The 23,952-nt window shown below is 65.9% G+C and carries 21 protein-coding genes; 11 read left to right on the top strand and 10 right to left on the bottom strand.

Annotated features, from left to right (window positions below; translation table 11 throughout):
• The first annotated feature begins 38 nt into the window (after positions 1-38).
• Entirely contained in the window at positions 39-1,166 is a 1,128-nt protein-coding gene (locus tag C0541_RS10465) for a mechanosensitive ion channel family protein (protein WP_115048115.1), read from the top strand.
• On the opposite strand, the gene C0541_RS10460 is transcribed toward C0541_RS10465, so the two are convergent.
• From C0541_RS10460 to typA, 3 genes are all read right to left on the bottom strand, one after another.
• Positions 1,156-2,760, bottom strand: coding sequence for an amidase (locus C0541_RS10460; protein ID WP_193725912.1), 1,605 nt, complete (start codon positions 2,758-2,760; stop codon positions 1,156-1,158). The genes C0541_RS10465 and C0541_RS10460 overlap by 11 nt on opposite strands.
• Before the next feature lie 105 nt (positions 2,761-2,865).
• Positions 2,866-3,336, bottom strand: a complete 471-nt coding sequence (locus C0541_RS10455; RefSeq protein ID WP_115048113.1) for a DUF2127 domain-containing protein — start codon at positions 3,334-3,336, stop codon at positions 2,866-2,868.
• Between the two features lie 19 nt (positions 3,337-3,355).
• Positions 3,356-5,185 carry a translational GTPase TypA gene (gene typA, locus C0541_RS10450; protein WP_115048111.1) on the bottom strand — a complete coding sequence of 610 codons (1,830 nt, stop codon included), beginning with the start codon at positions 5,183-5,185 and terminating at the stop codon, positions 3,356-3,358.
• A gap of 218 nt (positions 5,186-5,403) precedes the next feature.
• On the opposite strand from typA, the gene C0541_RS10445 reads away from it, so the two are divergent.
• Together C0541_RS10445 and C0541_RS10440 are read left to right on the top strand one after the other, a co-directional pair.
• A complete protein-coding gene (locus C0541_RS10445) occupies positions 5,404-5,898 on the top strand; it encodes a peptidylprolyl isomerase (protein ID WP_102252625.1) in 495 nt (164 codons plus the stop codon).
• 116 nt (positions 5,899-6,014) lie between these two features.
• A complete protein-coding gene (locus C0541_RS10440) occupies positions 6,015-7,001 on the top strand; it encodes a malate dehydrogenase (RefSeq protein WP_065046558.1) in 987 nt (328 codons plus the stop codon).
• Positions 7,002-7,192: 191 nt separating this feature from the next.
• Here C0541_RS10440 and C0541_RS10435 read toward each other — a convergent pair whose 3' ends face one another.
• The 4 genes from C0541_RS10435 to C0541_RS10420 all read right to left on the bottom strand — a co-directional run bounded on the left by C0541_RS10435 (position 7,193) and on the right by C0541_RS10420 (position 12,205).
• Entirely contained in the window at positions 7,193-7,807 is a 615-nt protein-coding gene (locus C0541_RS10435; protein ID WP_115048108.1) for a glutathione S-transferase family protein, read from the bottom strand.
• Positions 7,808-7,870: 63 nt separating this feature from the next.
• Positions 7,871-8,332 carry a cell wall hydrolase gene (locus C0541_RS10430; protein WP_016905076.1) on the bottom strand — a complete coding sequence of 154 codons (462 nt, stop codon included), beginning with the start codon at positions 8,330-8,332 and terminating at the stop codon, positions 7,871-7,873.
• A gap of 635 nt (positions 8,333-8,967) precedes the next feature.
• Positions 8,968-11,007, bottom strand: coding sequence for an NADPH-dependent 2,4-dienoyl-CoA reductase (locus C0541_RS10425; RefSeq protein ID WP_115048106.1), 2,040 nt, complete (start codon positions 11,005-11,007; stop codon positions 8,968-8,970).
• A 175-nt stretch (positions 11,008-11,182) separates the two neighbouring features.
• On the bottom strand, positions 11,183-12,205 hold the full coding sequence (locus C0541_RS10420; protein WP_115048104.1) for a zinc-binding alcohol dehydrogenase family protein: 1,023 nt from the start codon (positions 12,203-12,205) through the stop codon (positions 11,183-11,185).
• Positions 12,206-12,621: 416 nt separating this feature from the next.
• Here C0541_RS10420 and C0541_RS10410 point away from each other — a divergent pair, with 416 nt between their 5' ends.
• The 3 genes from C0541_RS10410 (at position 12,622) to C0541_RS10400 (ending at position 15,293) form a co-directional block, all read left to right on the top strand.
• On the top strand, positions 12,622-13,719 hold the full coding sequence (locus tag C0541_RS10410) for an OmpA family protein (RefSeq protein WP_115048102.1): 1,098 nt from the start codon (positions 12,622-12,624) through the stop codon (positions 13,717-13,719).
• 190 nt (positions 13,720-13,909) lie between these two features.
• A complete protein-coding gene (locus tag C0541_RS10405) occupies positions 13,910-14,422 on the top strand; it encodes a hypothetical protein (RefSeq protein WP_115048100.1) in 513 nt (170 codons plus the stop codon).
• Positions 14,423-14,441: 19 nt separating this feature from the next.
• Positions 14,442-15,293, top strand: a complete 852-nt coding sequence (locus tag C0541_RS10400) for a pseudouridine synthase (protein ID WP_115048098.1) — start codon at positions 14,442-14,444, stop codon at positions 15,291-15,293.
• On the opposite strand, the gene C0541_RS10395 is transcribed toward C0541_RS10400, so the two are convergent.
• Together C0541_RS10395 and kbl are read right to left on the bottom strand one after the other, a co-directional pair.
• Positions 15,247-15,636, bottom strand: coding sequence for an HNH endonuclease (locus tag C0541_RS10395; protein ID WP_115048096.1), 390 nt, complete (start codon positions 15,634-15,636; stop codon positions 15,247-15,249). The two genes, C0541_RS10400 and C0541_RS10395, sit on opposite strands and share 47 nt — an antisense overlap.
• Positions 15,636-16,844 (bottom strand): glycine C-acetyltransferase, encoded by a 1,209-nt coding sequence (kbl, locus tag C0541_RS10390; RefSeq protein WP_115048095.1) that lies wholly within the window; start codon positions 16,842-16,844, stop codon positions 15,636-15,638. The genes C0541_RS10395 and kbl overlap by 1 nt, the downstream gene beginning before the upstream one ends.
• An 89-nt stretch (positions 16,845-16,933) precedes the next feature.
• On the opposite strand from kbl, the gene C0541_RS10385 reads away from it, so the two are divergent.
• The 5 genes from C0541_RS10385 (at position 16,934) to C0541_RS10365 (ending at position 21,984) form a co-directional block, all read left to right on the top strand.
• The gene (locus C0541_RS10385; protein WP_161959996.1) at positions 16,934-18,034 is read left to right on the top strand and encodes a sulfate ABC transporter substrate-binding protein; all 1,101 of its coding nucleotides are present in this window, start codon (positions 16,934-16,936) and stop codon (positions 18,032-18,034) included.
• A gap of 3 nt (positions 18,035-18,037) precedes the next feature.
• Positions 18,038-18,898 carry a sulfate ABC transporter permease subunit CysT gene (gene cysT / locus C0541_RS10380; RefSeq protein ID WP_115048093.1) on the top strand — a complete coding sequence of 287 codons (861 nt, stop codon included), beginning with the start codon at positions 18,038-18,040 and terminating at the stop codon, positions 18,896-18,898.
• Entirely contained in the window at positions 18,895-19,848 is a 954-nt protein-coding gene (cysW, locus tag C0541_RS10375; protein ID WP_115048091.1) for a sulfate ABC transporter permease subunit CysW, read from the top strand. Before cysT ends, cysW begins: the two co-directional genes overlap by 4 nt.
• A gap of 7 nt (positions 19,849-19,855) precedes the next feature.
• On the top strand, positions 19,856-20,887 hold the full coding sequence (locus C0541_RS10370; RefSeq protein ID WP_115048089.1) for a sulfate/molybdate ABC transporter ATP-binding protein: 1,032 nt from the start codon (positions 19,856-19,858) through the stop codon (positions 20,885-20,887).
• Between the two features lie 380 nt (positions 20,888-21,267).
• Positions 21,268-21,984, top strand: a complete 717-nt coding sequence (locus tag C0541_RS10365; RefSeq protein WP_115048220.1) for a TorF family putative porin — start codon at positions 21,268-21,270, stop codon at positions 21,982-21,984.
• Between the two features lie 408 nt (positions 21,985-22,392).
• Here the strand turns inward: C0541_RS10365 and tdh are convergent, their stop codons facing one another.
• Positions 22,393-23,427, bottom strand: coding sequence for an L-threonine 3-dehydrogenase (gene tdh / locus C0541_RS10360; RefSeq protein WP_180496889.1), 1,035 nt, complete (start codon positions 23,425-23,427; stop codon positions 22,393-22,395).
• Between the last annotated feature and the right edge of the window lie 525 nt (positions 23,428-23,952).

The raw sequence follows: 23,952 nt of genomic DNA, 5'->3' as shown, positions 1-23,952 counted from the left end.
GTTGCAGCCATCCCTCTTTCCCCCACAGGAGGAACGGTTTGACTGCCGACTGGAGCGTCATCCGCGACTACGCAATCCCGCTTGGTGCCGCGCTGCTCGCGGGCATCGTCACCTGGTCGTTGCTGCTGTGGCTGTTTCGCCGCATGCAGGGCCGCGACTACCGCCGCGCACGCATCATCCGCGTGGTCACGCTGCCGGCGGCCTTTATCCTGCCGCTGCTGTTTCTGGGCGTCGCCACCGAGGCGACGCCGCTGTCGGGCAAGGCGCTGACTGCGGTACAGCACCTGCTGCACGTCGGTATCGTCGGCTGCGTGACCTGGTTGCTGGTCCGTGCGGTCGCTGCCGGCGAGATGGCAATCCTGCGCAGCAACCCGATCGAAGTGTCCGACAACCTCACCGCACGGCGCATCCAGACGCAAACGCGCGTGCTGAGCCGGGTGGTGATGGGCGCGGTGATCCTGCTCGGCATCTCGGTGGTGCTGCTTGGCTTCGAGCAGGTGCGCCAGATCGGCAAGACGCTGCTGGCCTCGGCCGGCATCATCGGGCTGGTGGCCGGTATCGCGGCCAAGCCGGTGTTCGGCAACCTGATCGCCGGACTGCAGATCGCGCTGACCCAGCCGATCCGGCTGGACGACGTGGTGATCGTGGAAGGCGAATGGGGCCGCATCGAGGAGATCGGCAGCTCGTACGTGGTGGTGCGGATCTGGGACGAGCGACGGATGGTGGTGCCGCTCACCTGGTTCATCGAAAACCCGTTCCAGAACTGGACACGCAGCAGCGCCGACCTGCTCGGTACCGCATTCCTGTGGCTGGACTACCGCACCCCGATCGCGGCGGTGCGTGCCGAGCTGGAGCGCATCTGCAGGAGCGAGCCGCTGTGGGATGGGCGCGTCTGCGTGACCCAGGTGACCGAAACCAGCGAGAGCACGATCCAGGTGCGCCTGCTGGTGAGCGCGCGCAATTCCGGCGATGCGTTCGACCTGCGCTGCATCTGCCGCGAGCGCATGATCGACTTCCTGACCCGCGAGCACCCCTACGCCTTGCCAAGGATCCGTGCCGAAATCGCCGCGCAGGAAAAGCCGCCGCTGCGCGCCGCCGCGCCGATCGCCCCGGAGAGCGTGCGCTCGCCCGGTGCTGAAGACGGCGAGCCTGCGACTACGGTGTAGTAGCTGCAGGCGCGGCCGCCGGTGCGCTGGGCGCAGTCGGCGCATAGCCGGGCGCAAACCGCGCCTGGCTGCGCTGCTCGTACGCGTAGGCCAGTTCGATCAGGCGTGGCTCGCTCCAGGCGCTGCCCATGAACAACAAGCCCAGCGGCAGGCCCTGAGTGTGTCCCATCGGCACGCTCAGGCTCGGGTAACCGGCCACCGCGGCGGCCCCATAGCCGGCGCCGGGAAAGGTGTCGCCCTTGACCAGGTCGGTGACCCAGGCAGCCCCGGTGGTCGGCACGATCAGGGCGTCCAGGCGATTGGCCTGCAACGCGGCATCGATGCCTTCCGGCCCGGCCAGGCGTCTGGCTGTGGCGCGGGCGGTGAGATAGGCGGCATCGTCGAGCCCGGGCGCGGCCTGCGCCTGCTCGAACAACTCCTGCCCGAAGTAAGGCATCTCGCGCTGTGCGTGGCTGCGATTGAAGGCGATCAATTGCTCCAGGCTCGCTACGGGTGCAGCGTGGCTGCGCAGATAGGCGTTCAGGCCGGCCTTGAACTCGACCAGCAAGACCGTCTGTTCGGCAGCATCCCACTGGCCGTCGGTCGCCAGGCGGGTTTCGATCACGGTGGCGCCGGCCGCACGCAGGGTCTGCACCGCACGGTTCAAGGTGGCGGCGATCGCGGGATCCTCGCGCAGTGGATTGCGCAGCAGGCCCAGGCGCGCGCCACGCAGGCCATCGCGCTTGAGATGCGCCAGGTAGTTCGGGGTGGGTGCCGGCGCAGTGCGCGTGGCCGGGTCCTGCGGGTCGGGCGCGGCGATCGCCTGCAGCACGGCGGCCGCATCGGCGACGCTGCGCGTCATCGGGCCGGCGGTGTCCTGGCTGGCCGAGATCGGAATGATGCCGTCGCGGCTGACCAGGCCCACGGTCGGCTTGAGCCCGACCAGACCGTTCACCGCGGCCGGGCAGGTGATGCTGCCGTCGGTTTCGGTGCCGATGCCGACCGTGGCCAGGCTGGCGGCGATCGCCGCGCCGGTGCCGGCGCTGGAGCCGCAGGGATTGCGATCCAGCACGTAGGGATTGCGGGTCAGGCCACCGCGTGCACTCCAGCCGGAACTCGACTTGGTGGAGCGGAAATTGGCCCATTCGCTCAGGTTGGTCTTGCCCAGGATCACTGCGCCGGCGGTGCGCAGGCGTTGCACCAGGAAGGCATCGCGGGCCGGCCTGAAATCGGCCAGCGCCAGCGAGCCGGCGCTGTTGACCATCGGCAGCGCATCGATGTTGTCCTTCAGCAGCACCGGAATGCCGTGCAGGGGGCCGCGCACGCGGCCGGCACGGCGTTCGGCGTCCAGTGCACGCGCGTCGGCTTCGGCCTGCGGGTTGAGTTCGATCACCGAATTGAGGGTGGGGCCGGCGCGATCGATGGTCGCCACGCGCTGCAGGTAGGCGCGGGTCAGATCCAGGCTGCTGGTCTTGCCGGACATCATGCGTGCCTGCAGACCGCCGATGTCGGCATCGCCGAGGTCTTCATGCCCGGTGGCGGCGCCGGCACCGGCCGGCGTCAGGTCATCGGCATACGCATGGCCGCACAGCGCAAGCAGCAGCGCGAAGGACAAGGTGGTGGATCGCATTGGTTGGTCTTCCCCGGAGGACTGTTGGCAGGCTAACGGCGCTGCGTCGGGGTGACAACGTGTATGAGGTGCCCGCAGACGGGCAGGGCGTCAGCGCCGCCGGCGCTTGATCAGGTCGCGTGCCAGCACGCCGACCACGATCAGATTGATCGCCAGCACAGCCCAGGCGGTCCAGCCGGGATGGCGGACGATGGCGTAGATATCGAAAGGCAGGTAGATGGCCGCCGACAGGCAGCCCAGCAGCGACGCCCAGGCCTTGGCACGCCACAGCCCCCAGGCTTCCACGACGTGCAGCAGGCCGTAGGCCAGCATTGCGGCAGCGGCCAGATGGACGGCGTCGGGGTTGATGGTCTTGAGCAGCGACGGCAGTGCGCCGTGGTCGGGATCCAGGCTGAAACGGCGGATCAGCGTGCTCACCGCATTCTGCAGCGGGAGCGGGCCCAGAATTTCCAGGCCCGTCGCCGCCAACAGCGCAAGCGTCCCCTTGACCGCCTCTAGCAAGGCGATCGCGTGCAGCCCCGGATGCGCGCGCGGATCCGGGCTGTAGGGCGTGTTGCTCACGAAGAGGGACCGGCCGTGCTTAGCCGGAACGGCCAGCGCGCTTGCGATCGCTTTCGGTGAGGAACTTCTTGCGCAGGCGGATTTCCTTCGGGGTGACTTCGACCAGCTCGTCGTCCTCGATGAAGTCCAGTGCCTGTTCCAGCGTGTACTTGATTGCCGGGGTCAGCTTGATCGCATCGTCCTTGCCCGAGGCGCGCATGTTGGTCAGCGGCTTGGTCTTGATCGCGTTGACGGTCAGGTCGTTGTCCTTGGAGTGGATACCGACCAGCTGGCCTTCGTACACGTTGTCGCCTTCTGCAGCGAACAGGCGGCCACGCTCTTCCAGCGGACCCAGCGCATAGGCGGGGGTGGCGCCGGCGGCATTGGCGATCATCACGCCGTTCTGGCGCTTGGCGATGGCGCCCTGTTCCTTCGGGCCGTAATGGTCGAACACGTGGAACAGCAGGCCCGAGCCCTGGGTCAGGGTGCGGAACTCGTTCTGGAAGCCGATCAGGCCACGCGCCGGGATCATGTAGTCCAGGCGCACGCGGCCCTTGCCGTCCGGCTCCATGTTCTTCAGCTGGCCCTTGCGGGTGCCCAGCTTTTCCATCACGCCGCCCTGGTGCTGTTCTTCGATGTCCACCACGAGCTGTTCGATCGGCTCCATCTGCTTGCCGTCAATCTCCTTGATGATCACTTCCGGACGCGACACGGCCAGCTCGTAGCCTTCGCGACGCATGTTCTCGATCAGCACCGACAGATGCAGTTCGCCACGGCCGGAGACCAGGAACTTGTCGGCGTCGGAGCCTTCCTCGACCTTCAGTGCCACGTTGTGCACCTTCTCGCGGTCCAGGCGGTCGCGCAGCTGGCGGCTGGTCAGGAACTTGCCACCGGACAGGTCCTTGTTACCGGCGAACGGCGAGTTGTTGACCTGGAAGGTCATCGAGATGGTGGGCTCGTCCACGGTCAGCGCCGGCAGCGCTTCGGGCGCGTCGAGCGCGCACACGGTGTCGGAAATGGTCAGTTCGGCCACGCCGGAGATGGCGACGATGTCGCCGGCCTCGGCGGTGTCCTGCTCGATGCGCTCCAGGCCCAAAAAGCCCAGCACCTGCAGCACCTTGCCCTGGCGCTTCTTGCCTTCGCGGTCGATCACGCTGACCGGCATGTTCTTCTTCAGCACGCCGCGCTGGATGCGGCCGATGCCGATCACGCCGACGAAGTTGTTGTAGTCCAGCTGGCTGATGCGCATCTGGAACGGGCCGTCCGGATCCACGGCCGGTGCCGACACGTGCTGCATGATCGCTTCGTACAGCGGGGTCATGTCGCCGTCGCGCACGCTCGAATCCAGGCTGGCGTAGCCGTTCAGGGCGGAGGTGTAGACGATCGGGAAATCCAGCTGCTCGTCGGTGGCGCCGAGCTTGTCGAACAGGTCGAACACCTGGTCGATCACCCAGTCCGGGCGGGCGCCGGGACGGTCGATCTTGTTGACCACCACGATCGGCTTGAAGCCCATCGCGAACGCCTTCTGGGTCACGAAGCGGGTCTGCGGCATCGGGCCGTCCATCGCGTCGACCAGGATCAGCACCGAGTCCACCATCGACAGCACGCGCTCGACCTCGCCACCGAAGTCGGCGTGTCCCGGGGTGTCGACGATGTTGATGCGGTTGCCGTTCCAGGTGATGGCCGTGTTCTTGGCCAGGATCGTGATGCCACGCTCCTTTTCCTGGTCGTTGCTGTCCATCACGCGCTCAGCCAGCACGGTGCGTTCGGACAGGGTGCCGGACTGCTTCAGCAGGCAGTCGACGAGAGTGGTCTTGCCATGGTCAACGTGCGCGACGATGGCGATATTGCGGAGTTTTTCGATAGACATGCGGAAAGGGCCCCTGTCTGGCGCCAGTCTTGAGATGAGGTAAGCCCGACATTATAGCGGTTTCGTTGCCGTGCCGTTGCGTTCGGCCGCCAGGCGGTCCAAAACGCCCATTCAGCTTGCCGGCGCACCCCCGACGATGGTCCAACCTGCACGGTCGCCTGCGTGGCCGGGTGTATTCTAATGGGCTGTCATACACCCTGAAACCTGCAAGGATTTCCATGTCCCTGATTGCCCATTTCGACACCACCCGCGGCCCGATCGCGGTCGAGCTGTTCGCCGACAAGGCCCCGCTGACCGTCGCCAACTTCGTGAACCTGGTCCAGCGAGGCTTCTACGACGGCCTGAGCTTCCACCGCGTCATCGCCGACTTCATGATCCAGGGCGGCTGCCCGGAAGGCTCCGGCCGCGGCGGCCCGGGCTATCGTTTCGAGGACGAAGCCAACAACGGCGTCGGCCACGAGCGCGGCGTGCTGTCCATGGCCAATGCCGGCCCCAACACCAATGGCAGCCAGTTCTTCATCACCCATACCGCCACCCCGTGGCTGGACGGCAAGCACACCGTGTTCGGCAAGGTCACCCAGGGCCTGGACGTGGTCGATGCCGTCGCCCAGGGCGATGTGATCAACAAGGTGACGATCGAAGGCGATACCGACGCCGTGCTGGCCGCCAAGGCCGACCGCGTCGCGGAGTGGAACAAGATCCTCGCCGCCTGATGGCTTTTCCCGAACGGCCGCCGAGTGCGGCCGTTCGTCTGTCCCTGCGCGCCGCCAGGCCCCGCGCCACGCCAGCGTGCACCTCCACCCATGTTTTTTAGCAGAGGAAACTCCCCATGAAAGCACCTGTTCGTGTTGCCGTGACCGGCGCTGCCGGCCAGATCGGCTATGCCCTGCTGTTCCGCATCGCCTCCGGCGAAATGCTGGGCAAGGATCAGCCGGTGATCCTGCAATTGCTGGAACTGTCCAATGAAAAGGCCCAGGCCGCGCTCAAGGGCGTGATCATGGAGCTGGAAGACTGCGCATTCCCGTTGCTGGCCGGCGTGGTCGGCACCGACGACGCCGAAGTGGCGTTCAAGGACATCGATGTTGCGCTGCTGGTCGGCGCGCGTCCGCGCGGCCCGGGCATGGAGCGCAAGGACCTGCTGCTGGAGAACGCCAAGATCTTCACCGCGCAGGGCGCGGCGTTGAACAAGGTCGCCAAGCGTGACGTCAAGGTGCTGGTGGTCGGCAACCCGGCCAACACCAATGCCTACATCGCGATGAAGTCGGCACCGGATCTGAACCCGAAGAACTTCACTGCCATGCTGCGTCTGGACCACAACCGTGCGCTCAGCCAGCTGTCGCAGAAGCTCGGCAAGCCGGTCGGCGGCATCGAGAAGCTGGTGGTGTGGGGCAACCACAGCCCGACCATGTACCCGGACTACCGTTTCGCCACCGCCGATGGCGCGTCCATCGGCGATGCGATCAATGACCAGGAATGGAATGCGTCCACCTTCATCCCGACCGTGGGCAAGCGCGGCGCGGCGATCATCGAAGCGCGCGGCCTGTCCTCGGCAGCGTCGGCCGCCAATGCCGCGATCGATCACGTGCGTGACTGGGTGCTGGGCAGCAATGGCAAGTGGGTGACGATGGGCGTGCCGTCCGACGGCTCCTACGGCATTCCGGAAGGCGTGATCTTCGGCTTCCCGGTCACCACCGCCAACGGCGAGTACACCCTGGTCAAGGATCTGCCGATCGACGACTTCAGCCAGAAGTACATCGACAAGACCCTGGCCGAGCTGGAAGAAGAGCGCGGCGGCGTGTCGCATCTGCTGGGCTGAGTTTTCCGGCTTGGCAGTACATGAAGAACGCCGGGCAGTGCCCGGCGTTTTTTATGGGTCGCGTCCGTGATGCGTTGGGTTACATGCGTTGGGCGGTGGCGCGAGAAAGGCGCGATCACGCCCATCGATCCTGCACGGCCGCTGCGATACGCGTTGCCGCCGCACTGATCACATCATGCGGTGCGCCCGGCTCAGGCCAGGCCTTCGGCCTTCAGTGCGGCCTGCACAGCGGCATCGTCGAGCATGCGCTGCACGAAAGCAGCCACTGCGTCCAGGCCGCTCAGGTCCACGCCCGTCTTCTGCGCCCATCGCAGCGTCACGAACAGATACGCATCGGCGCCGGTGTGGGTGTCGCCGGCCAGCCAGTTGCGTCCTTGCAGATGCGCGTCGACACGTTCGTACAGGGCGCGCAGCTTGTTGCGCGCGTCGTCATGGCTGCGCGCAATCAGCGCCTCGTCCTGCAGATAGGCGGTGCTGCCGAAGATCGGCTTGAAGGCCGGATGCACATCGGCATTGGCGAAGGCGATCCAGCGATTGATCTCCGCACGGCTGCGCGCAGTGCCATCGCCGGACAGCCCGGTGAGCGGCGCGATGTCGGCGATGTAGTTCAGGATGGCCGCGTTCTGGGTCAGTGCCCAATCGTCGACGACCAGCAGCGGCACGGCACCGGCTGGATTGAGGCGCAGATATTCGGGGGACTTCATCGTTGCGGCGTCGACCACTTCCAGATCGAAGGGCAACCCCGACCAGCGCAGCACGATGTGATCTGCCAGCGAACAGGCGCCCGGCTTGGTGTACAGCTTCATGAGAATTTCCGCACAAAAACGAAGGCGCCAGCTTAGCGGCAACGCGTGAGTGCGTGGGTCACGTCAGGATGCGGTGCGTGGACGCAGCTTCTGCACGCGATAGAACGTGTGGTCGCCGATGGTGGCCACCTGATATGCATTGCGCCAGCTCGGGCTGGCGATCGCGCTTGCGGCAAAGTGGCTGGCGCCCGGCACGATTTCCTTGCGTTGACCCACCGGCAGCGCCCAGTTGCGCTCTGCAGCCAGTGCAACATCCAGTGCCTTGTTCCAGGCATCGTCATTTTTCAGCTGCGTTCCCGGAGCCACGATGGTGGGCGCGAACTGCTTGCGCGCAGTGACCACCTGGCACATCGAATCGCCCCACAAACCACTGTCCAGACGGCGCAACGCAACTTCCGCGACGGCTTGCTGGCCGCGCAAGGTCTGGTCGCGTGCTTCCAGGTACACGGTGGTGCTCAGGCACAACGAATCTGCAGCCGGCTGCGGCAACAACTGCGACAGCCAAAGTATCCAAACCAGTTTCATAGAACTCCTTGCTCCGTATGGGCCGGTCCGCAGAGCATCCAAGGTGGATGCACCAGTACAGAGGGCTTGGCGTCATGGGGAGGCGGCCTGCCACGGGTCGCCCGGTCTCCGGCGAAAGAGGATCTACCGGAGGTGCCCACCAAATGCGGTGGGTCAAAAAGTTGGCGCAAGGTAGGCGGCGATCACAGAATCGCGGCTGAATAGGCGGGCTTGACGCGTGTGATGGCCTGCGGCATCTACCGCTGCGCTCGGTGACGACCGCGCAAGGCCGCCGCTGGATGCGTCGCATCGCCGAGGCGACAGCGGATGCTGCAAGGATCGGTGCGGCGCGCATGCCACGCAGTGCGTTCCTGCAAAGTTGCGAGCGTCGCAAGGCCGTGCCTGGCCAATGGTTGCAGCGTCAGCCGCAATCTGTGCTGCACAGCATCGTCACCGAAGGATGTGCTTGTGTCGGTGTGTTGACGCAGCAGCGATATCTCGAGATGCGAAGGTCGGATGTGCACAGCGGTCAACGCTTCATCATCGCGATCATCGGCGGTGTCGTTGAACCCCGACTCCCACGATGCTCGCACGCGTGTGCGTACGGGCATCATGGGCCAGCTGCCGTGGCCTTCAGCCCGTCGCAGCAATGCACACTACAACGTCGCCGCCAGTCGGCAGGCCTGATTGATCGCACGCTTGGCATCCAGTTCGGCAGCGACATCCGCACCGCCGATCAGATGCGGTTGCCGGCCGTCCGCCTGCAGCGCGGCAAGCAGGTCACGGCGCGGTTCCTGCCCGGCGCAGACCACCACCGTGCCGACATCGAGCAGTTGCTCGTTACCTTCCACGCGGATCCGCAGCCCGGCGTCGTCCACGCCCAGATATTCCACGCCCCCGAGCATCTTGACGCCCTTGGCCTTGAGCGTGGCGCGGTGGATCCAGCCGGTGGTCTTGCCCAGGCGCGCGCCGGGCCTGCCGGGGCTGCGTTGCAGCAGCCAGACCTGGCGGGCAGGGCGTTCGGGCTGCGGGCTGGTCAACGCGCCAGGGGTCTCGAAGCTGGGGTCCACGCCCCATTCGGCCATCCAGCGTGCCGGATCCAGCGACGGCGATTGCCCCGTGTGCACGAGAAATTCGCCGACATCGAAACCGATCCCGCCGGCCCCGATGATCGCGACCTTGTCGGCAGCCACATGACGGCCCAGCACCACGTCCAGATAGCTCACGACCATCGGGTGATCGGCGCCAGGGAAATCCACCTTGCGCGGCTCGATACCGGTGGCCAGCACGATCTCGTCGAAGTCCTTCAGATCGGCCGCCTGTACGTGGGTATTCAGGCGCAACTGCACCCCGGTCGCCTCGATACGGTGACCGAAATAGCGCAGCGTCTCATTGAATTCCTCCTTGCCGGGAATCCGCCTGGCGACGTTGAATTGCCCACCGATCGCATCGCCTGCATCGAACAGGGTCACGCGGTGGCCGCGCTCGGCGGCCACTGTTGCGCAGGCCAGGCCGGCCGGGCCTGCACCGACCACCGCAATGCGTTTGGGATCGGCGGTCGGTACGTAGATCAGTTCGGTTTCGTGCGCTGCGCGTGGGTTGACCAGGCAGCTCGCCAACTTGTTCTCGAACACATGATCCAGGCAGGCCTGATTGCAGGCGATGCAGGTATTGATGGCCTGCGACTGGCCGGCGCGGGCCTTGTCGGCCCACTGCGGATCGGCCAGCAGCGGGCGCGCCAGCGACACCATGTCGGCCGCGCCGTCGGCAAGGATGCGCTCGGCCACGTCCGGCATGTTGATGCGGTTGGTCGCCACCACCGGAATGCGCAGGTGCGGCTTGAGCTTGGCGGTCACACCGGCAAATGCCGCGCGCGGTACCGACGTGGCAATGGTCGGAATGCGTGCCTCGTGCCAGCCGATGCCGGAATTGATGATGGTCGCGCCTGCCGCTTCGATCGCCTGCGCCTGCGCCAGGATGTCCTGCCACTGGTTGCCGCCGTCGACCAGATCCACCAGCGACAGCCGGTAGATGATGATGAAGTCCGGCCCGCAGGCCTCACGGATGCGCTGCACGATCTCCACCGCAAAGCGCATGCGTCTTGCGGCATCGCCACCCCAGGCATCGCTGCGCTGGTTGGTGCGCGCGGCGGTGAATTCATTGATCAGGTAGCCTTCCGATCCCATCACCTCCACGCCGTCGTAGCCGGCCTCGCGCGCCAGCCGCGCCGCACGCGCGTAGGCGGCGATCTGCCGATCCACCGCACGTGCCGAAAGCGCGCGCGGGGTAAACGGGTTGATCGGCGCCTTGAGCCTGGACGGCGCCACCGACAGCGGGTGATAGGCGTAGCGCCCGGCATGCAGTAGCTGCAGGCAGATCTTGGCGCCGTGCGCATGCACCGCGCGGGTGACCTGGCGATGCGGGCGCACCTCCCACGGCCAGGACAGCTTGCCGCCGAACGGCTTGAGCCAGCCCACCACGTTCGGCGAGAACCCGCCGGTGACGATCAACCCGACTCCGCCGGCCGCACGCTCGGCGAAATACGCGGCCAACTTGGGGAAATCGCGCGCACGGTCTTCCAGGCCGGTGTGCATCGAGCCCATCAGGACGCGGTTGCGCAGTTGCGTGAAGCCAAGATCGAGCGGCGTGAACAGGTGCGGATAAGGCGAGGCGGAGGGGCCGGTGGCGGGCGACATGGTGTGGATACGCTGGCGTACGGAGTACGCACGATGCCGGCAAACGGGCCTGCCGGCAAGTCTTGACGCGCGCGGCCGGTGCTGTCGGCAGCCCGGGGCTGCGGCGGAGCGCTCGATCTGTGCAGCCAGCAGGCCGGTGCGCCACGCGGCAGCAAACCTCAGGCGCTGATGCCGCTCACCAGCCCGCCAGCACCAGCTTGCCGATCGTGCTGCCGCTCTCCAGGCGCCGATGCGCCTCGCGCAGGTGCTGCGCATTGATCGGCGACAGCGTTTCGGTATGCGTGGTGCGCAACTCGCCCGCATCGATCAGGCTGGCGGCGCGGTTGAGGATGCGGTGTTGCTCGACCATGTCCTCGGTGGCGTAGCGGGCGCGGGTGAACATCAGTTCCCAATGGATGCCGATGCACTTGGCCTTGTAGGGATCGCCGATCGGCAGCGGGCCGCGCGGCTCCACGATCAGGCCCACATGCCCCTGCGGTGCCAGGACCTCGCCCAGCTGTTCCCAGTAGCGATCGGTGTCGGCCAGGTTGAGGGCGGCCTCCACGTCCTGCATCCCCAGGGCCTGCAGCTGCGGCAGCAGCGGCTGGTGATGGTCGATCACATGCTGGGCGCCCATCTGCCGCACCCATTCAATGGTCTCCGGTCGCGAGGCGGTGGCGATCACGCTGAAGCCGGCATGCCGCGCCAACTGGATGGCGATCGAGCCCACGCCGCCCGCGCCACCGATGATCAGCACGTGCTTGCCGCGATTGCGCGCGCCGTCGAAAGAGAATGGCATGCGCTGGAACAGCAGCTCCCACGCGGTCAGCGTGGTCAGCGGCAGCGCCGCGGCCTGGGCGAAGCTGAGCGAGGTGGGCTTGCAGCCGGCTATGCGTGCATCGACCAATTGATACTGCGCATTGCTGCCCGGTCGCCCGATATCGCCCGCGTAGTAGACCTCGTCGCCGACCGCGAACGCGGTGACGTCAGGACCCACCGCTTCGACGACGCCGGCCGCGTCGTAGCCCAGGATCTTCGGCGCATCCAGTGTCTGCGGCTTGGGTGCGCGCACCTTGGTGTCGACCGGATTGACCGAGATCGCCTCCACACGCACCAATAAGTCATACCCCGATGGGGCCGGCGGGGCCGGAAGTTCCATGTCAAGCAATGCGGCCGGATCGTCGATCGGCAGGTGACGGGTGATGACGACAGCTTTCATCGGGTCGCTCCAGGTGGGGAGTTCAGGGTGCGTTGTGTTGCCGTCGCGCTGCAACCACCGACCCCACAATTCAGCTCGGACGGGGTCTGGCGTTCACCAATGTGGTTTTCGCATCACTGCGCAGTCCGTTCGTCGCCCCAATCCGAGGGCGTATTCAACTGGCTTAATTGGGCTGCGGTTCATGCAGGCGCGATGCGCAAACTGGGCGCGCGGTCCTTCCCTTCATCAAGCTGTATACGTAGTATTGAAAGGGATCGCCGGCCCTGGAGATTGCTTTCACATGTTATATGACCGTTAACGCGATCTTCACTGAGGCCGGCTTAATCTGCGCCCCGATGGCTCTGGATGTGACGAGCATCTTTACCAAGAACAACGCCTCTATCGGTTTTATCTCCCAAAGAAGGAGCTGTATACACATGAACAAGAAAATTCTCACTGCCGCGTTGCTCGGCGGTCTGGCGGTTGCCCAGGCTGCTTCCGCGCAGGAGTTCGATGACCGTTGGTACCTGACCGGTAGCGCTGGCTTCAACTTCCAGGACAGCGATCGTCTGACCAATGACGCCCCGTTCGTCACCCTGGGTCTGGGCAAGTTCGTCAGCCCGAACTGGTCGATCGACGGCGAGCTGAACTATCAGAACCCGAACTTCGACGCCAATCAGGACCAGAACTGGAGCCAGTACGGCATCTCGTTCGACCTGCGTCGCCACTTCATCCAGGAAGGCCGCGGCTGGAACCCCTACCTGCTGTTCGGTCTGGGCTACCAGCGTTCGGAAGAAGAGTTCGACGCCACCCCGAACCCGGTTTCGCCGGGCCAGCAGAAGGACGGCAACTTTGCCGCCAAGGCTGGTGTCGGTCTGCAGACCACCTTCGACAAGCGCGTCGCCGTGCGTGCCGAGTTGGCCTACCGCGCTGACTTCAACGACCAGAGCGTTGCTGCTCCGCAGGAAGACTGGTTCGGCGACGTGCTGGCTTCGGTCGGCGTCGTGATCCCGTTGGGACCTGCTCCGGTGACCGCTCCGCCGCCGGCTCCGGCTCCGGTTGCCCCGAGCTGCGCAGACCTGGATGACGACGGTGACGGCGTCAACAACTGCGACGACAAGTGCCCGGCTTCGCAGCCTGGCCAGACCATCGGTCCGGACGGCTGCCCGGTGCCTGTGTCGATCGACCTGAAGGGCGTGAACTTCGACTTCAACAAGTCGACCCTGCGTCCGGACGCCGTCTCGATCCTGAGCGAAGCGACCGAGATCCTGAAGCGTTACCCCGACCTGAAGGTCGAGGTTGCCGGTCACACCGACTCGAAGGGTACCGACGCGTACAACCAGAAGCTGTCCGAGCGTCGTGCGACCACCGTGTACGACTACCTGACCAAGAACGGCGTCGATGCGTCGCGTCTGGTCGGCCCGATCGGCTACGGCGAGAGCCGTCCGATTGCTCCGAACGCCAACCCGGATGGTTCCGACAATCCGGAAGGCCGTGCGAAGAACCGTCGTACCGAGCTGAACGTCCAGAACTAATTGGACCGCTAGCTGTTGCACACAAAACCCGGCCTAGTGCCGGGTTTTGTCTTTGTGGGAACCGCAAATCCGTACCTGGACAGTGCAAATCCTGTCTGTGTTGCGATCCAGGCACGGTTCCGGTTGAAACGGCGTTCATCGCTGCCTACACTCGCCGCGTCGCCACCACACTCATAACTGGAAGAACCCGATGCTGCGTACCGCTACGGCTGGATTGCTCTGTCTCGCCCTGATTCCCGCCGCCTACGCCGCTCCGAACTGCGCCGGCAGCACGGTGTCCCAGCCACTGCCGTTGCCCGCCACCGTCATTGCGCCGGCGGCCGCCGAGCTCTATGCCCGCAGCGTGCAGTTGGGCATGCCCACCGGCGTGCTGGCACAGCCGTACACCACCGAGCAGTCGGTGGACCGCGTGCTGCTGCGCCTGCGCGTGGAAGGCTGCCAGGACCTGGCCAAGGTCATTCCGCCCGGCGGCACCGTCAATCCGAACGATCCGGCCGCCTACAAGGCCACCACCGCATTCGACAACACGCCGTGGCGCTTTGACATGAGCCAGAACGGCAAGCGCATGACCGCCGAGGAATTCGACGCCTGGATGAAGGCGCGCGGCGTGCGCGTGGTGAAGGCGCGTCCGGTTGCCGGCGCAGCGCCGACGGCGGCGGCGCCTGCACCGGCGGCCGACGCCAAGCCGGTCGAAAACAAGTAAGCCGCGCGGTCGGGACGGCATGACCCGGCGACCTGCGCCGGCGACGTCCCGGCAGCGCACGCGTGGTCCGGCCGGCGCGTCGCGCGCCTCCGTGACGACCACCGCGACCACCGCGCCACGCCATGGGCTGGCGCGCGTGCTGTCCAAACTGGGCGTGTGTTCGCGTACCGAAGCGGCGCGCTGGATCGCCGCAGGGCGGGTCAGCGTGGCGGCGCGCGTGGTGCACGATCCCGAATATCCGGTCCGCGCCGACCAGCACTCCGCCATCCGCATCGACGGACAACCGTTGGCAGGGCCGGCGCGCTGCTACCTGATGCTCAACAAGCCGCGCGGCGTGGTCACCACGGTGCGCGACGAGCAGGGCAGGGACACGGTGTATCGCTGCTTCGATGGCGCCGGCCTGCCGTGGATCGCCCCGGTCGGGCGATTGGACAAGGCCAGCGAAGGCCTGCTGCTCTTCAGCAACGACCCGCAATGGGCAGCGGCCGTGACCGACCCGGCAACCGGGCCGGACAAGACCTACCACGTGCAGATCGATTGCCGCCCAAGTCCTGCGCAACTGGCGCAGCTGCAGGCTGGCGTGGTCGATCCCGATCCGGACGGCGATGGTGTGCTGCTGCGCGCCAGGCGGGTGGCTGTGCTGCGCGAAGGCGAGCGCAATGCGTGGCTGGAGATCGTGCTGGACGAAGGCCGCAATCGGCAGATTCGCCGCTTGCTGGCGGCGGTGGAGATCGGTGTGCTGCGGCTGGTGCGGGTGGCGATCGGCGCGCTGGCGATGGGCGAGTTGGGCAAGGGGGCGTGGCGGATGCTCAGTCCGGAGGAAGTCAGCGCGCTGACGGCGGCTCCCGCCAACGCGCCAGGCGCGCGCTGAGCAAGGCGCTGACCACCTCGACGGCGCGGGCGTCGCCGGCACCGTTGGCATCGTGGCGACGGCCCTTGGCATGGTTGCAGCTGGCACAGGCCAGGGCGAGGTTACGTGCTGCATTGGCATCGTCGCCGACCAGCGCACAGAGCGCCGCTGCCGCGCGACGGCCGAACCAGGCCTGCGGGACCACGTGTTCCAGCGTGGTATGCCCGAGCGGTTCGCCGTCGACGCCGATGTGCAAGCGCCGACGGCAATGCAGGCAGCGGGTTTCCCAGTTGCCGTCCACCAGGTGCGCGTGCGTATCGGTCTGCGCCGCCAGCAGCAGCCGTTGGCGCAGTACCGTGCGCATCAGTCCTTGATGACGTCGAGTTCGCGGCCGATCTTGATGAACGCAGCGATCGCCTGGTCGAGGTGCTCGCGGGTGTGCGCGGCGCTGATCTGGGTACGGATGCGCGCCTGCCCCTTGGGCACTACCGGGAAGAAGAAGCCGATGGCGTAGATGCCTTCTTCCAGCAGTCGCTCGGCGAACGTCTGCGCCAGCGGGGCGTCGTAGAGCATCACCGGGCTGATCGGATGCACGCCGGGCTTGAGATCGAACCCGGCAGCGGTCATGCGCTCGCGGAAGTAGCGGGTGTTGTCGACCAGTTGCGTGCGCAGCTCGCCGGCGGCTTCCAGCATCTCGAAGGCCTTGATGCCGGCGGCCACCACATGCGGCGGCAGCGAGTTGGAGAACAGATACGGGCGCGAGCGCTGGCGCAGCAGTTCGATGACTTCGCGCCTGGCGGTGGTGAAGCCGCCCAACGCACCGCCCATCGCCTTGCCCAGCGTGCCGGTGATGATGTCGATCCGGTCCAGCACGCCCTTGACCTCGGCCGAGCCGCGGCCGGTGGCGCCGAGAAAGCCGGTGGCATGGCATTCGTCGATATGCACCAGCGCGTTGTACTTGCGGGCGAGGGCGGTGATCTCGTCCAGCGGGGCGATGAAGCCGTCCATCGAGAACACGCCGTCGCTGGTGATCAGCTTGGTCCTGCAGCCGGCCGCATCGGCGGCCTGCAGCTGCGCTTCCAGGTCGGCCATGTCGCAGTTGGCATAGCGGAAGCGCTTGGCCTTGCACAGGCGCACGCCGTCGATGATGGAGGCGTGGTTGAGCGCGTCGGAGATGATGGCATCGTGCTCGCCGAGCAGCGGTTCGAACAGGCCGCCGTTGGCATCGAAACAGGCCGCGTAGAGGATGGTGTCCTCGGTACCGAAGAAGTCGGCGATGGTGCGTTCGAGCTGCTTGTGCAGATCCTGGGTGCCGCAGATGAAGCGCACCGAGGCCATGCCGAAGCCGTGCGTGTCCAGTGCGTCCTTGGCGGCCTGGATGATGTCCGGGTGGTCGGCCAGGCCCAGATAGTTGTTGGCGCAGAAGTTGAGTACGCTGCGGCCATCGGCCAAGGTGATCCGGGCCGACTGCGGGCCGGTGATGATGCGCTCGGACTTGAACAGCCCCTGGGCCTGGATGGTGTCCAGTTCGGCGGCGTAATGGGCGGTCAGCGCGGCGGGAGCGTTGGTCATGGCGATCGCAGTGGCAAGAGACGCATGATTTTAACGATCACGGTGGCATACCACTACGTCATGCAAAATCGGCATAAGGTGCGGCCTTGATGTCATTTCACCGCCTGCGTGCCGCTACGCAGCATGGCATGCTTGCTGTTCAGCTGCGCCTCAACGGTTTGGAGATTGCTGTGACCCACCCCCGCTTCCGTCTTGTATCGACCGTGTTGTGCAGCCTGCTGGTCCTGGCCGGCCCGGCAGGCGCGCGCGACATCGGCCTGCTCAATGTCAGTTACGACCCCACCCGCGAGTTCTACCGCGACTACAACAGCGCCTTTGCCGCGCAGTGGAAGCAGCAGCATCCGCAGGACACCGTCACGGTGGAGACCTCGCACGGCGGCTCCGGCAAACAGGCGCGCGCGGTGATCGACGGCATCGAAGCCGACGTGGTGACGCTGGCGCTGGCCTATGACGTCGATGCGATCGCCGAAAAGGCCAAGCTGATCGACCGCGACTGGGAAAAGCGCCTGCCCGACAACAGCGCGCCGTACACCTCGACGATCGTGTTCCTGGTGCGCAAGGGCAACCCGAAGAACATCCACGACTGGCCGGACCTGCTGCGCTCGGGCGTGGCGGTGGTGACGCCCAACCCCAAGACCTCCGGCGGCGCGCGCTGGAACTACCTGGCTGCCTGGGCCTACGCCGACCACATCTTCAAGGGCGACCGCGAGCGCATCATGCGCTACATGCAGGCGTTGTTCCGCAACGTGCCGGTGCTCGATACCGGCGCGCGCGGCGCCACCACCACGTTCGTGCAGCGTGGCATCGGCGATGTGCTGCTGGCCTGGGAAAACGAGGCGCTGCTGGCGCGCGAGGAGCTGGGCAAGGACAAGTTCGAGATCGTGGTGCCGAAGCTGTCGATCCTGGCCGAGCCGTCGGTGGCGCTGGTCGACAAGAACGTCGACAAGCACGGCACCCGCGATGTGGCCGAGGCGTATCTGCGCTACCTGTATGCGCCGGAAGGACAGAAGCTGGCGGCCAGGCACTTCTATCGCCCGCGCCACCCGGAATTTGCCGACCCTGCCGACCTGGCACGGTTCCCGGACATCAAGCTGGTGACCATCCAGGACGCGTTCGGGTCCTGGGACAAGGCGCAGCAGGAACACTTCGCCGACGGTGGCGTGTTCGACCAGATCCAGGCGAAAAAGTAGGCGATGTCGATGTCGGTTGCACCCCACACGGCGCCGTCGCCGCGCCGACGCGTGATGCCGGGGCTGGGCTTGAGTCTTGGAATCACCCTGACCTGGCTGGGGTTGATCGTGCTGATCCCGCTGCTGGGTATCTTCGTCAAGACCAGCGGACTGGGCTGGGACGGCCTGTGGCGGGTGTGGAGCGAGCCGCGCGTGCTGTCGGCGCTGCGGGTGAGCTTCGGCACCGCGTTTGCGGCCGGTGCCTTCAATGCGGTGATGGGCACCTGGGTGGCCTGGGTGTTCGTGCGCTACAGCTTCCCGGGCAAGCGCCTGTTCGATGCGGTGATCGACCTGCCGTTCGCGTTGCCGACCGCAGTGGCCGGCATCGCGCTGACCGCCTTGTACGGCGGCAACGGCTGGGTCGGACGCTGGCTGGAGGCGGCCGGCATCAAGGTGGCCTACACCCAGCTGGGCATCGTGCTGGCGCTGGTGTTCGTGGGCCTGCCGTTCGTGGTGCGGGTGGTGCAGCCGGTGCTGGCCGAGAGCGAGCGCGAACTGGAAGCGGCCGCCGCCACGTTGGGCGCATCGCGCTGGCAGACCGTGTGGCGGGTAGTCCTGCCGGGGCTGTGGCCGGCGGTGCTGACCGGGTTTGCGCTGGCGTTCGCGCGTGGCGTGGGTGAGTACGGGTCGGTGATCTTCATCGCCGGCAACCTGCCAAACTCCACCGAGATCGCGCCGTTGCTGATCACCATCCGGCTGGAGGAGTTCGACTACGCCGGCGCCACCGCGATTGCCGCGGCGATGCTGCTGCTGTCGTTCGTGATCCTGCTGGTGGTCAATACGCTGCAGGCACGCCTGCTGCGCCATCAACGGAGGACGGCATGAACGATGCTGTCTCGCCGCTGCCCGCCATGCTGCAGACCCGCCAGATGACCGAACAGGCGCGCCGCATCACCGACTCGGCCACCAACGAGCCGCGCTGGGTGCAGTGGTCGATGATTGCGGGGGCGCTGCTGTTCCTGCTGGCGTTCCTGCTGCTGCCGCTGGTGCTGGTGTTCGCCGAGGCGCTGCGCGGCGGCTGGGAGACCTTCCTGCGTGCGATCGTCGACCCGGATGCGCTGTCGGCGATCAAGCTGACCCTGATCGTCACTGCCATCGTGCTGCCGCTGAACCTGGTGTTCGGCGTGGCGGCGGCGTGGGCGGTCAGCAAGCACCAGTTTCCCGGCAAGCGCTTGCTGATCAGCCTGATCGACCTGCCGTTCTCGGTATCGCCGGTGGTGGCCGGCCTGATCTTCGTGCTGATCTTCGGCCGCAGCGGTTGGGCATGGCCGTTGATCGACGAAGGCTGGCGGCTGCAACTGCCGTTGTTCGGCGAGCTGCTGATCCAGTTGCCGCGCATCGTGTTTGCCTTGCCCGGCATCGTGCTGGCGACGACCTTCGTCACGTTCCCGTTCATCGCACGCGAGCTGATGCCGCTGATGGAGCAGCAGGGCAGCGATGAGGAGCTGGCCGCATTGAGCCTGGGCGCGAACGGGTGGCAGATGTTCTGGCGGGTGACCCTGCCCAACATCCGCTGGGGCCTGATGTACGGCGTGTTGCTGTGCGCGGCACGCGCGATGGGCGAGTTCGGTGCGGTGTCGGTGGTGTCCGGGCATATCCGCGGGCGCACCAACACGCTGCCCCTGCATGTGGAAATTCTCTACAACGAATACGCCTACAGCGCCGCGTTCGCGTGTGCCTCGTTGCTGGCATTGACCGCGCTGCTGACGCTGGCGCTGAAGACGTACCTGGAATGGCGGCACGGCGATTCGCTCGCCGCCAACCACCGACATTGAGGTGAACATGGGCATCCGCATCCACCGCCTGCGCAAGCAGTTCGACACGTTCACCGCGCTGGACGACATCACTCTTGACGTACGTCAGGGCGAGTTGCTGGCCTTGCTGGGGCCGTCCGGTTCGGGCAAGACCACCTTGCTGCGGATCATGGCCGGGCTGGAGCATGCCGATGGCGGGCAGGTGCTGTTCGGCGACGAAGACGCCACCCGCATGAGCGTGCAGTCGCGCCGGGTCGGTTTCGTGTTCCAGCACTATGCGCTGTTCAAGCATATGGACGTGTTCGAGAACATCGCCTTCGGGCTGCGGGTGCGGCGCGGTGCCGAGCGCTGGGCCGAAGCGCGCATCCGCGCACGCGTGGAAGAGCTGCTGGCGCTGGTGCAGTTGCAGGGCCTGGAGCGACGCTATCCCACCCAGCTGTCCGGCGGCCAGCGGCAGCGCGTGGCGCTGGCGCGTGCACTGGCGATCGAGCCGCGCGTGCTGCTGCTGGACGAGCCCTTCGGTGCGCTGGATGCGCAGGTGCGTCGCGACCTGCGCCGCTGGCTGCGCGAGCTGCACGAGCGCACCGGCCTGACCACGGTGTTCGTCACCCACGACCAGGAAGAGGCGCTGGAGCTCGCCGATCGGGTGGCCATCCTCAACCGTGGCCGCATCGAGCAGCTCGACACGCCGGCGCTGATCTACGACAAGCCGGCCTCGCCGTTCGTGTATTCGTTCGTGGGCGCGGTGAACCGCATTCCCGGTGTGCTGGCGCAAGGCCAGATCCAGGTCGCCGGGCATGCCCTGCCGGCAGCCGATGCCGCGCTGGCAGCCGGGCCGGTGGAGGTCTACGTGCGGCCGGAGGACCTGGTGCCGGACGACGCCGGCTGGCCGGCCACGGTAGCCTGGTCACAGCGCAGCGGGGCGCGTCTGCGGCTGCGCGCCACGCTGGAGCCGGCAGGCAACGAGGTGGAAGTGGAATTGCCGGCATCGGCGGGGAGCTTCGAGCCGGGGCAGCAGCTGCGGCTGGCCGCGCGGCAGTACGGGGTGTTTCCGGTCTGATTCAGGCCGGCATTGGGAATTGGGAATTGGGAATTGGGAATNTCGAGCCGGGGCAGCAGCTGCGGCTGGCCGCGCGGCAGTACGGGGTGTTTCCGGTCTGATTCAGGCCGGCATTGGGAATTGGGAATTGGGAATTGGGAATTGGGAATTCGCAAAAGCGAAGCGAATCCCTGCTGATCCCCAATCCCCCATCCCGGCCCATCAAGATTCCGCGTGGGCGGTCGATGAGACAGAACCTGACCGGCGTCATGGGCTCGCAAGCTTGTGCGCCCGGTCAAGCGAGCGCGACCTGTCTGTTGCGCTGCAATGACGGTTGGACTAATAAGTCATGGCAGTCCCGCATCGCGCAACCCGACCGCCCATCGTTCCAGGAGATGTCCATGAAGCCGTCCTCGCTCGCGTGTTGTCTGTCGTTGCTGTTGCTCGGTGTCGCGCCGTTGGCCCAGGCCCAGGATGAGGAGGCGCCCGCCTCACCGTTCACCGGGACCTTCGCGGTGACCAGCGACTACCTGTTCCGCGGTATTTCGCAGACCAATGAAGAGCCCGCCTTCCAGGCCGGGCTCACCTACAAGACGCCGTTCGGCCTGTACATCGGTACCTGGACGTCCAACGTCGATTACGGTGCCGGCGATCCGGATTGGGAAGTGGATGGCTTTGTCGGCTACAACACCGACCTGGGCACACACTTCAATTTCGATGTGATGGTCAATCGTTACCAGTATCTGGGAGCGGGCGCGTCCAATTACGCCGAGCTGATCACCAAGACCACGTTCCTGAAGACCTATAGCCTCACCGTTGCCTACACCAACGATCTCTATGGCACCAAGACCGATGGCTATTACTACGCGCTGGATGCCAACTGGCCGCTGCCGCACGACTTCACCTTCGGCGCGCATGCGGGGCACAGCGTCTATACCTCGTCGCTGAGCCAGGTGGACCACGACTACAACGACTTCGGCGTGAATGTCGGCAAGGCGTTCGGTCCACTGGGTCTGAGCGTGGGCTATTACGACACCAGCGAAGCGGCGGAATTCGGCTTCGGGCGGCAGAATTCGCAGAACCATCTGGTGGCGACTGCGACGGTCACCTGGCCGTGAGGGCAGTCGCCTGAACAGCGGTTTTGACGGTCTGGCGATGGGGTGATGAGGCGGGAAGAGTCGATGCTCGGACTCCTAGGTGGCTGACGTTGAAGACCCCAAGATTCAAAATCTCGTTTGTTTTGTCTTTAAGTGATTGCAACGTGCGGATGGATCACTTGCAGATGCAGAGCGGCTGATCTGCTGCCTGCCTGCAGGGCCCTTGCCCGCCCACCATCGCAGGACACGCCATGAATCCTTCCATGGAGGCCCTCTCGACCAATTGAGAGCCTTGTCCGCATCCTCGCCGACCATGCGTTTCCTGGAGTACTCCGCGCGCATCAGGATTGCTCGCCGCGTTTGTACTTCTGAAGATGGACATGCAAAAGGCGCCTCGCGGCGCCTTTTGCGTTGAAACGTATTGACCGGTCAGTTCCAGCTCAACACGACCTTGCCGGCCTTGCCTTCTTCCATCAGGTCGAAGCCCTTCTGGAAGTCGTCGATCGGCAACTGATGGGTCAGCACCTTGTGCAGCGGGAAACCCGACAGCACCAGTTGCGTCATCTTGTACCAGGTCTCGTACATCTTGCGGCCGTAGATGCCCTGCACGGTGAGACCCTTGAAGATGATCTTGTCCCAGTCGCAACCGGCGCCGCGCGGCATGATGCCGAGCATGGCGATCTTGCCGCCGTGATACATGCAGTCGAGCATGTCGTTGAAGGCGCGTGGGTTGCCGCTCATTTCCAGGCCCACGTCGAAGCCTTCCATGTGCAGGTCGGCCATGACGTCCTTGAGCGAGGTCTTGGACACGTTGACCACGCGGGTGGCGCCCATGTCGGCGGCCAGCTTGAGGCGGAAGTCGTTGACGTCGGTGACCACCACGTTGCGCGCACCGATGTGCTTGCAGATGCCGGCGGCGATGATGCCGATCGGACCGGCGCCGGTAATCAGCACGTCCTCGCCGATGACATCGAACTCCAGCGCGCAGTGCGCCGCATTGCCATAAGGGTCGAAGAACGCGGCCAGCTCGGAGGGGATCTGGTCGGGGATCGGCCACAGGTTGCTGGCCGGCATCACCATGTATTCGGCAAAGGCGCCGTTGACGTTGACACCGATGCCGACCGTGTTGGGGCACAGGTGCGGGCGGCCGCCGCGGCAGTTGCGGCAGTGGCCGCAGACGATGTGGCCTTCGGCCGACACGCGCTGGCCGACCTGGTAGCCGGTCACCGCAGAACCGAGCTCGGCCACGCGGCCGACGAACTCATGGCCGATGGTCAGGCCGGGGGTGATGGTGCGCTGGCTCCACTCGTCCCACAGGTAGATATGCAGGTCGGTGCCGCAGATCGCGGTCTTTTCCAGCTTGATCAGCACCTCGTTGGGGCCGGGGCTGGGGACGGCGACCTGTTCCAGCCAGATGCCCTTGTTTGCTTCGCGCTTGACCAGCGCCTTCATCGTCTGCGCCATCTGGCGGGACCTGTTGAGTGAAAGTAAGGCGGCAATTATATGCGGCGCGCAGCGCGTGCATGTGGCGGTGCAACAGCAAGGGCCCCTGAGCCGTCCGGGTTGGGGCAGCGGTGGCGCTGGGGTGGTTGGCAGACTGCGTGCGTCTGTTGCGGGGCGGTTGCCCCCATCCGCCCTTCGGGCACCTTCCCCCGCAAGCGGGAGAAGGGCGGGGAAGTCGGTAACGGGAAGGCCTATAAGCAGGGAATTCGAGAGGCAGGCAAGGCAACGAACAGGCAGGTCAACTAGCGGGCAGGTCGACGAACAGGTAAGTCGCCGGGCACGAAGGGCCACTACGCAGGGGGGGGCAAAAAGGAAAAGCGGGGAAAACAAGAGAAAAAGCAGGCAAGACAGCAAGCAGGTGAGGCAGAGATACGCAACGGCCGAGCCGGCGTGCAGACTCGGATGAGGTAGCTGCCGGCCTGTTTGAGGATCGGGGCACCGTTGGCCTGCCTTCTCCCGCATGCGGGAGAAGGTGGCGCGTAGCGC

Source organism: Xanthomonas arboricola (assembly GCF_003353015.1).
Lineage (GTDB): Bacteria > Pseudomonadota > Gammaproteobacteria > Xanthomonadales > Xanthomonadaceae > Xanthomonas > Xanthomonas arboricola_E.
The sequence above is the reverse complement of the archived record's forward strand: the minus strand, read 5'-3'. Positions and strand labels throughout refer to the sequence as shown.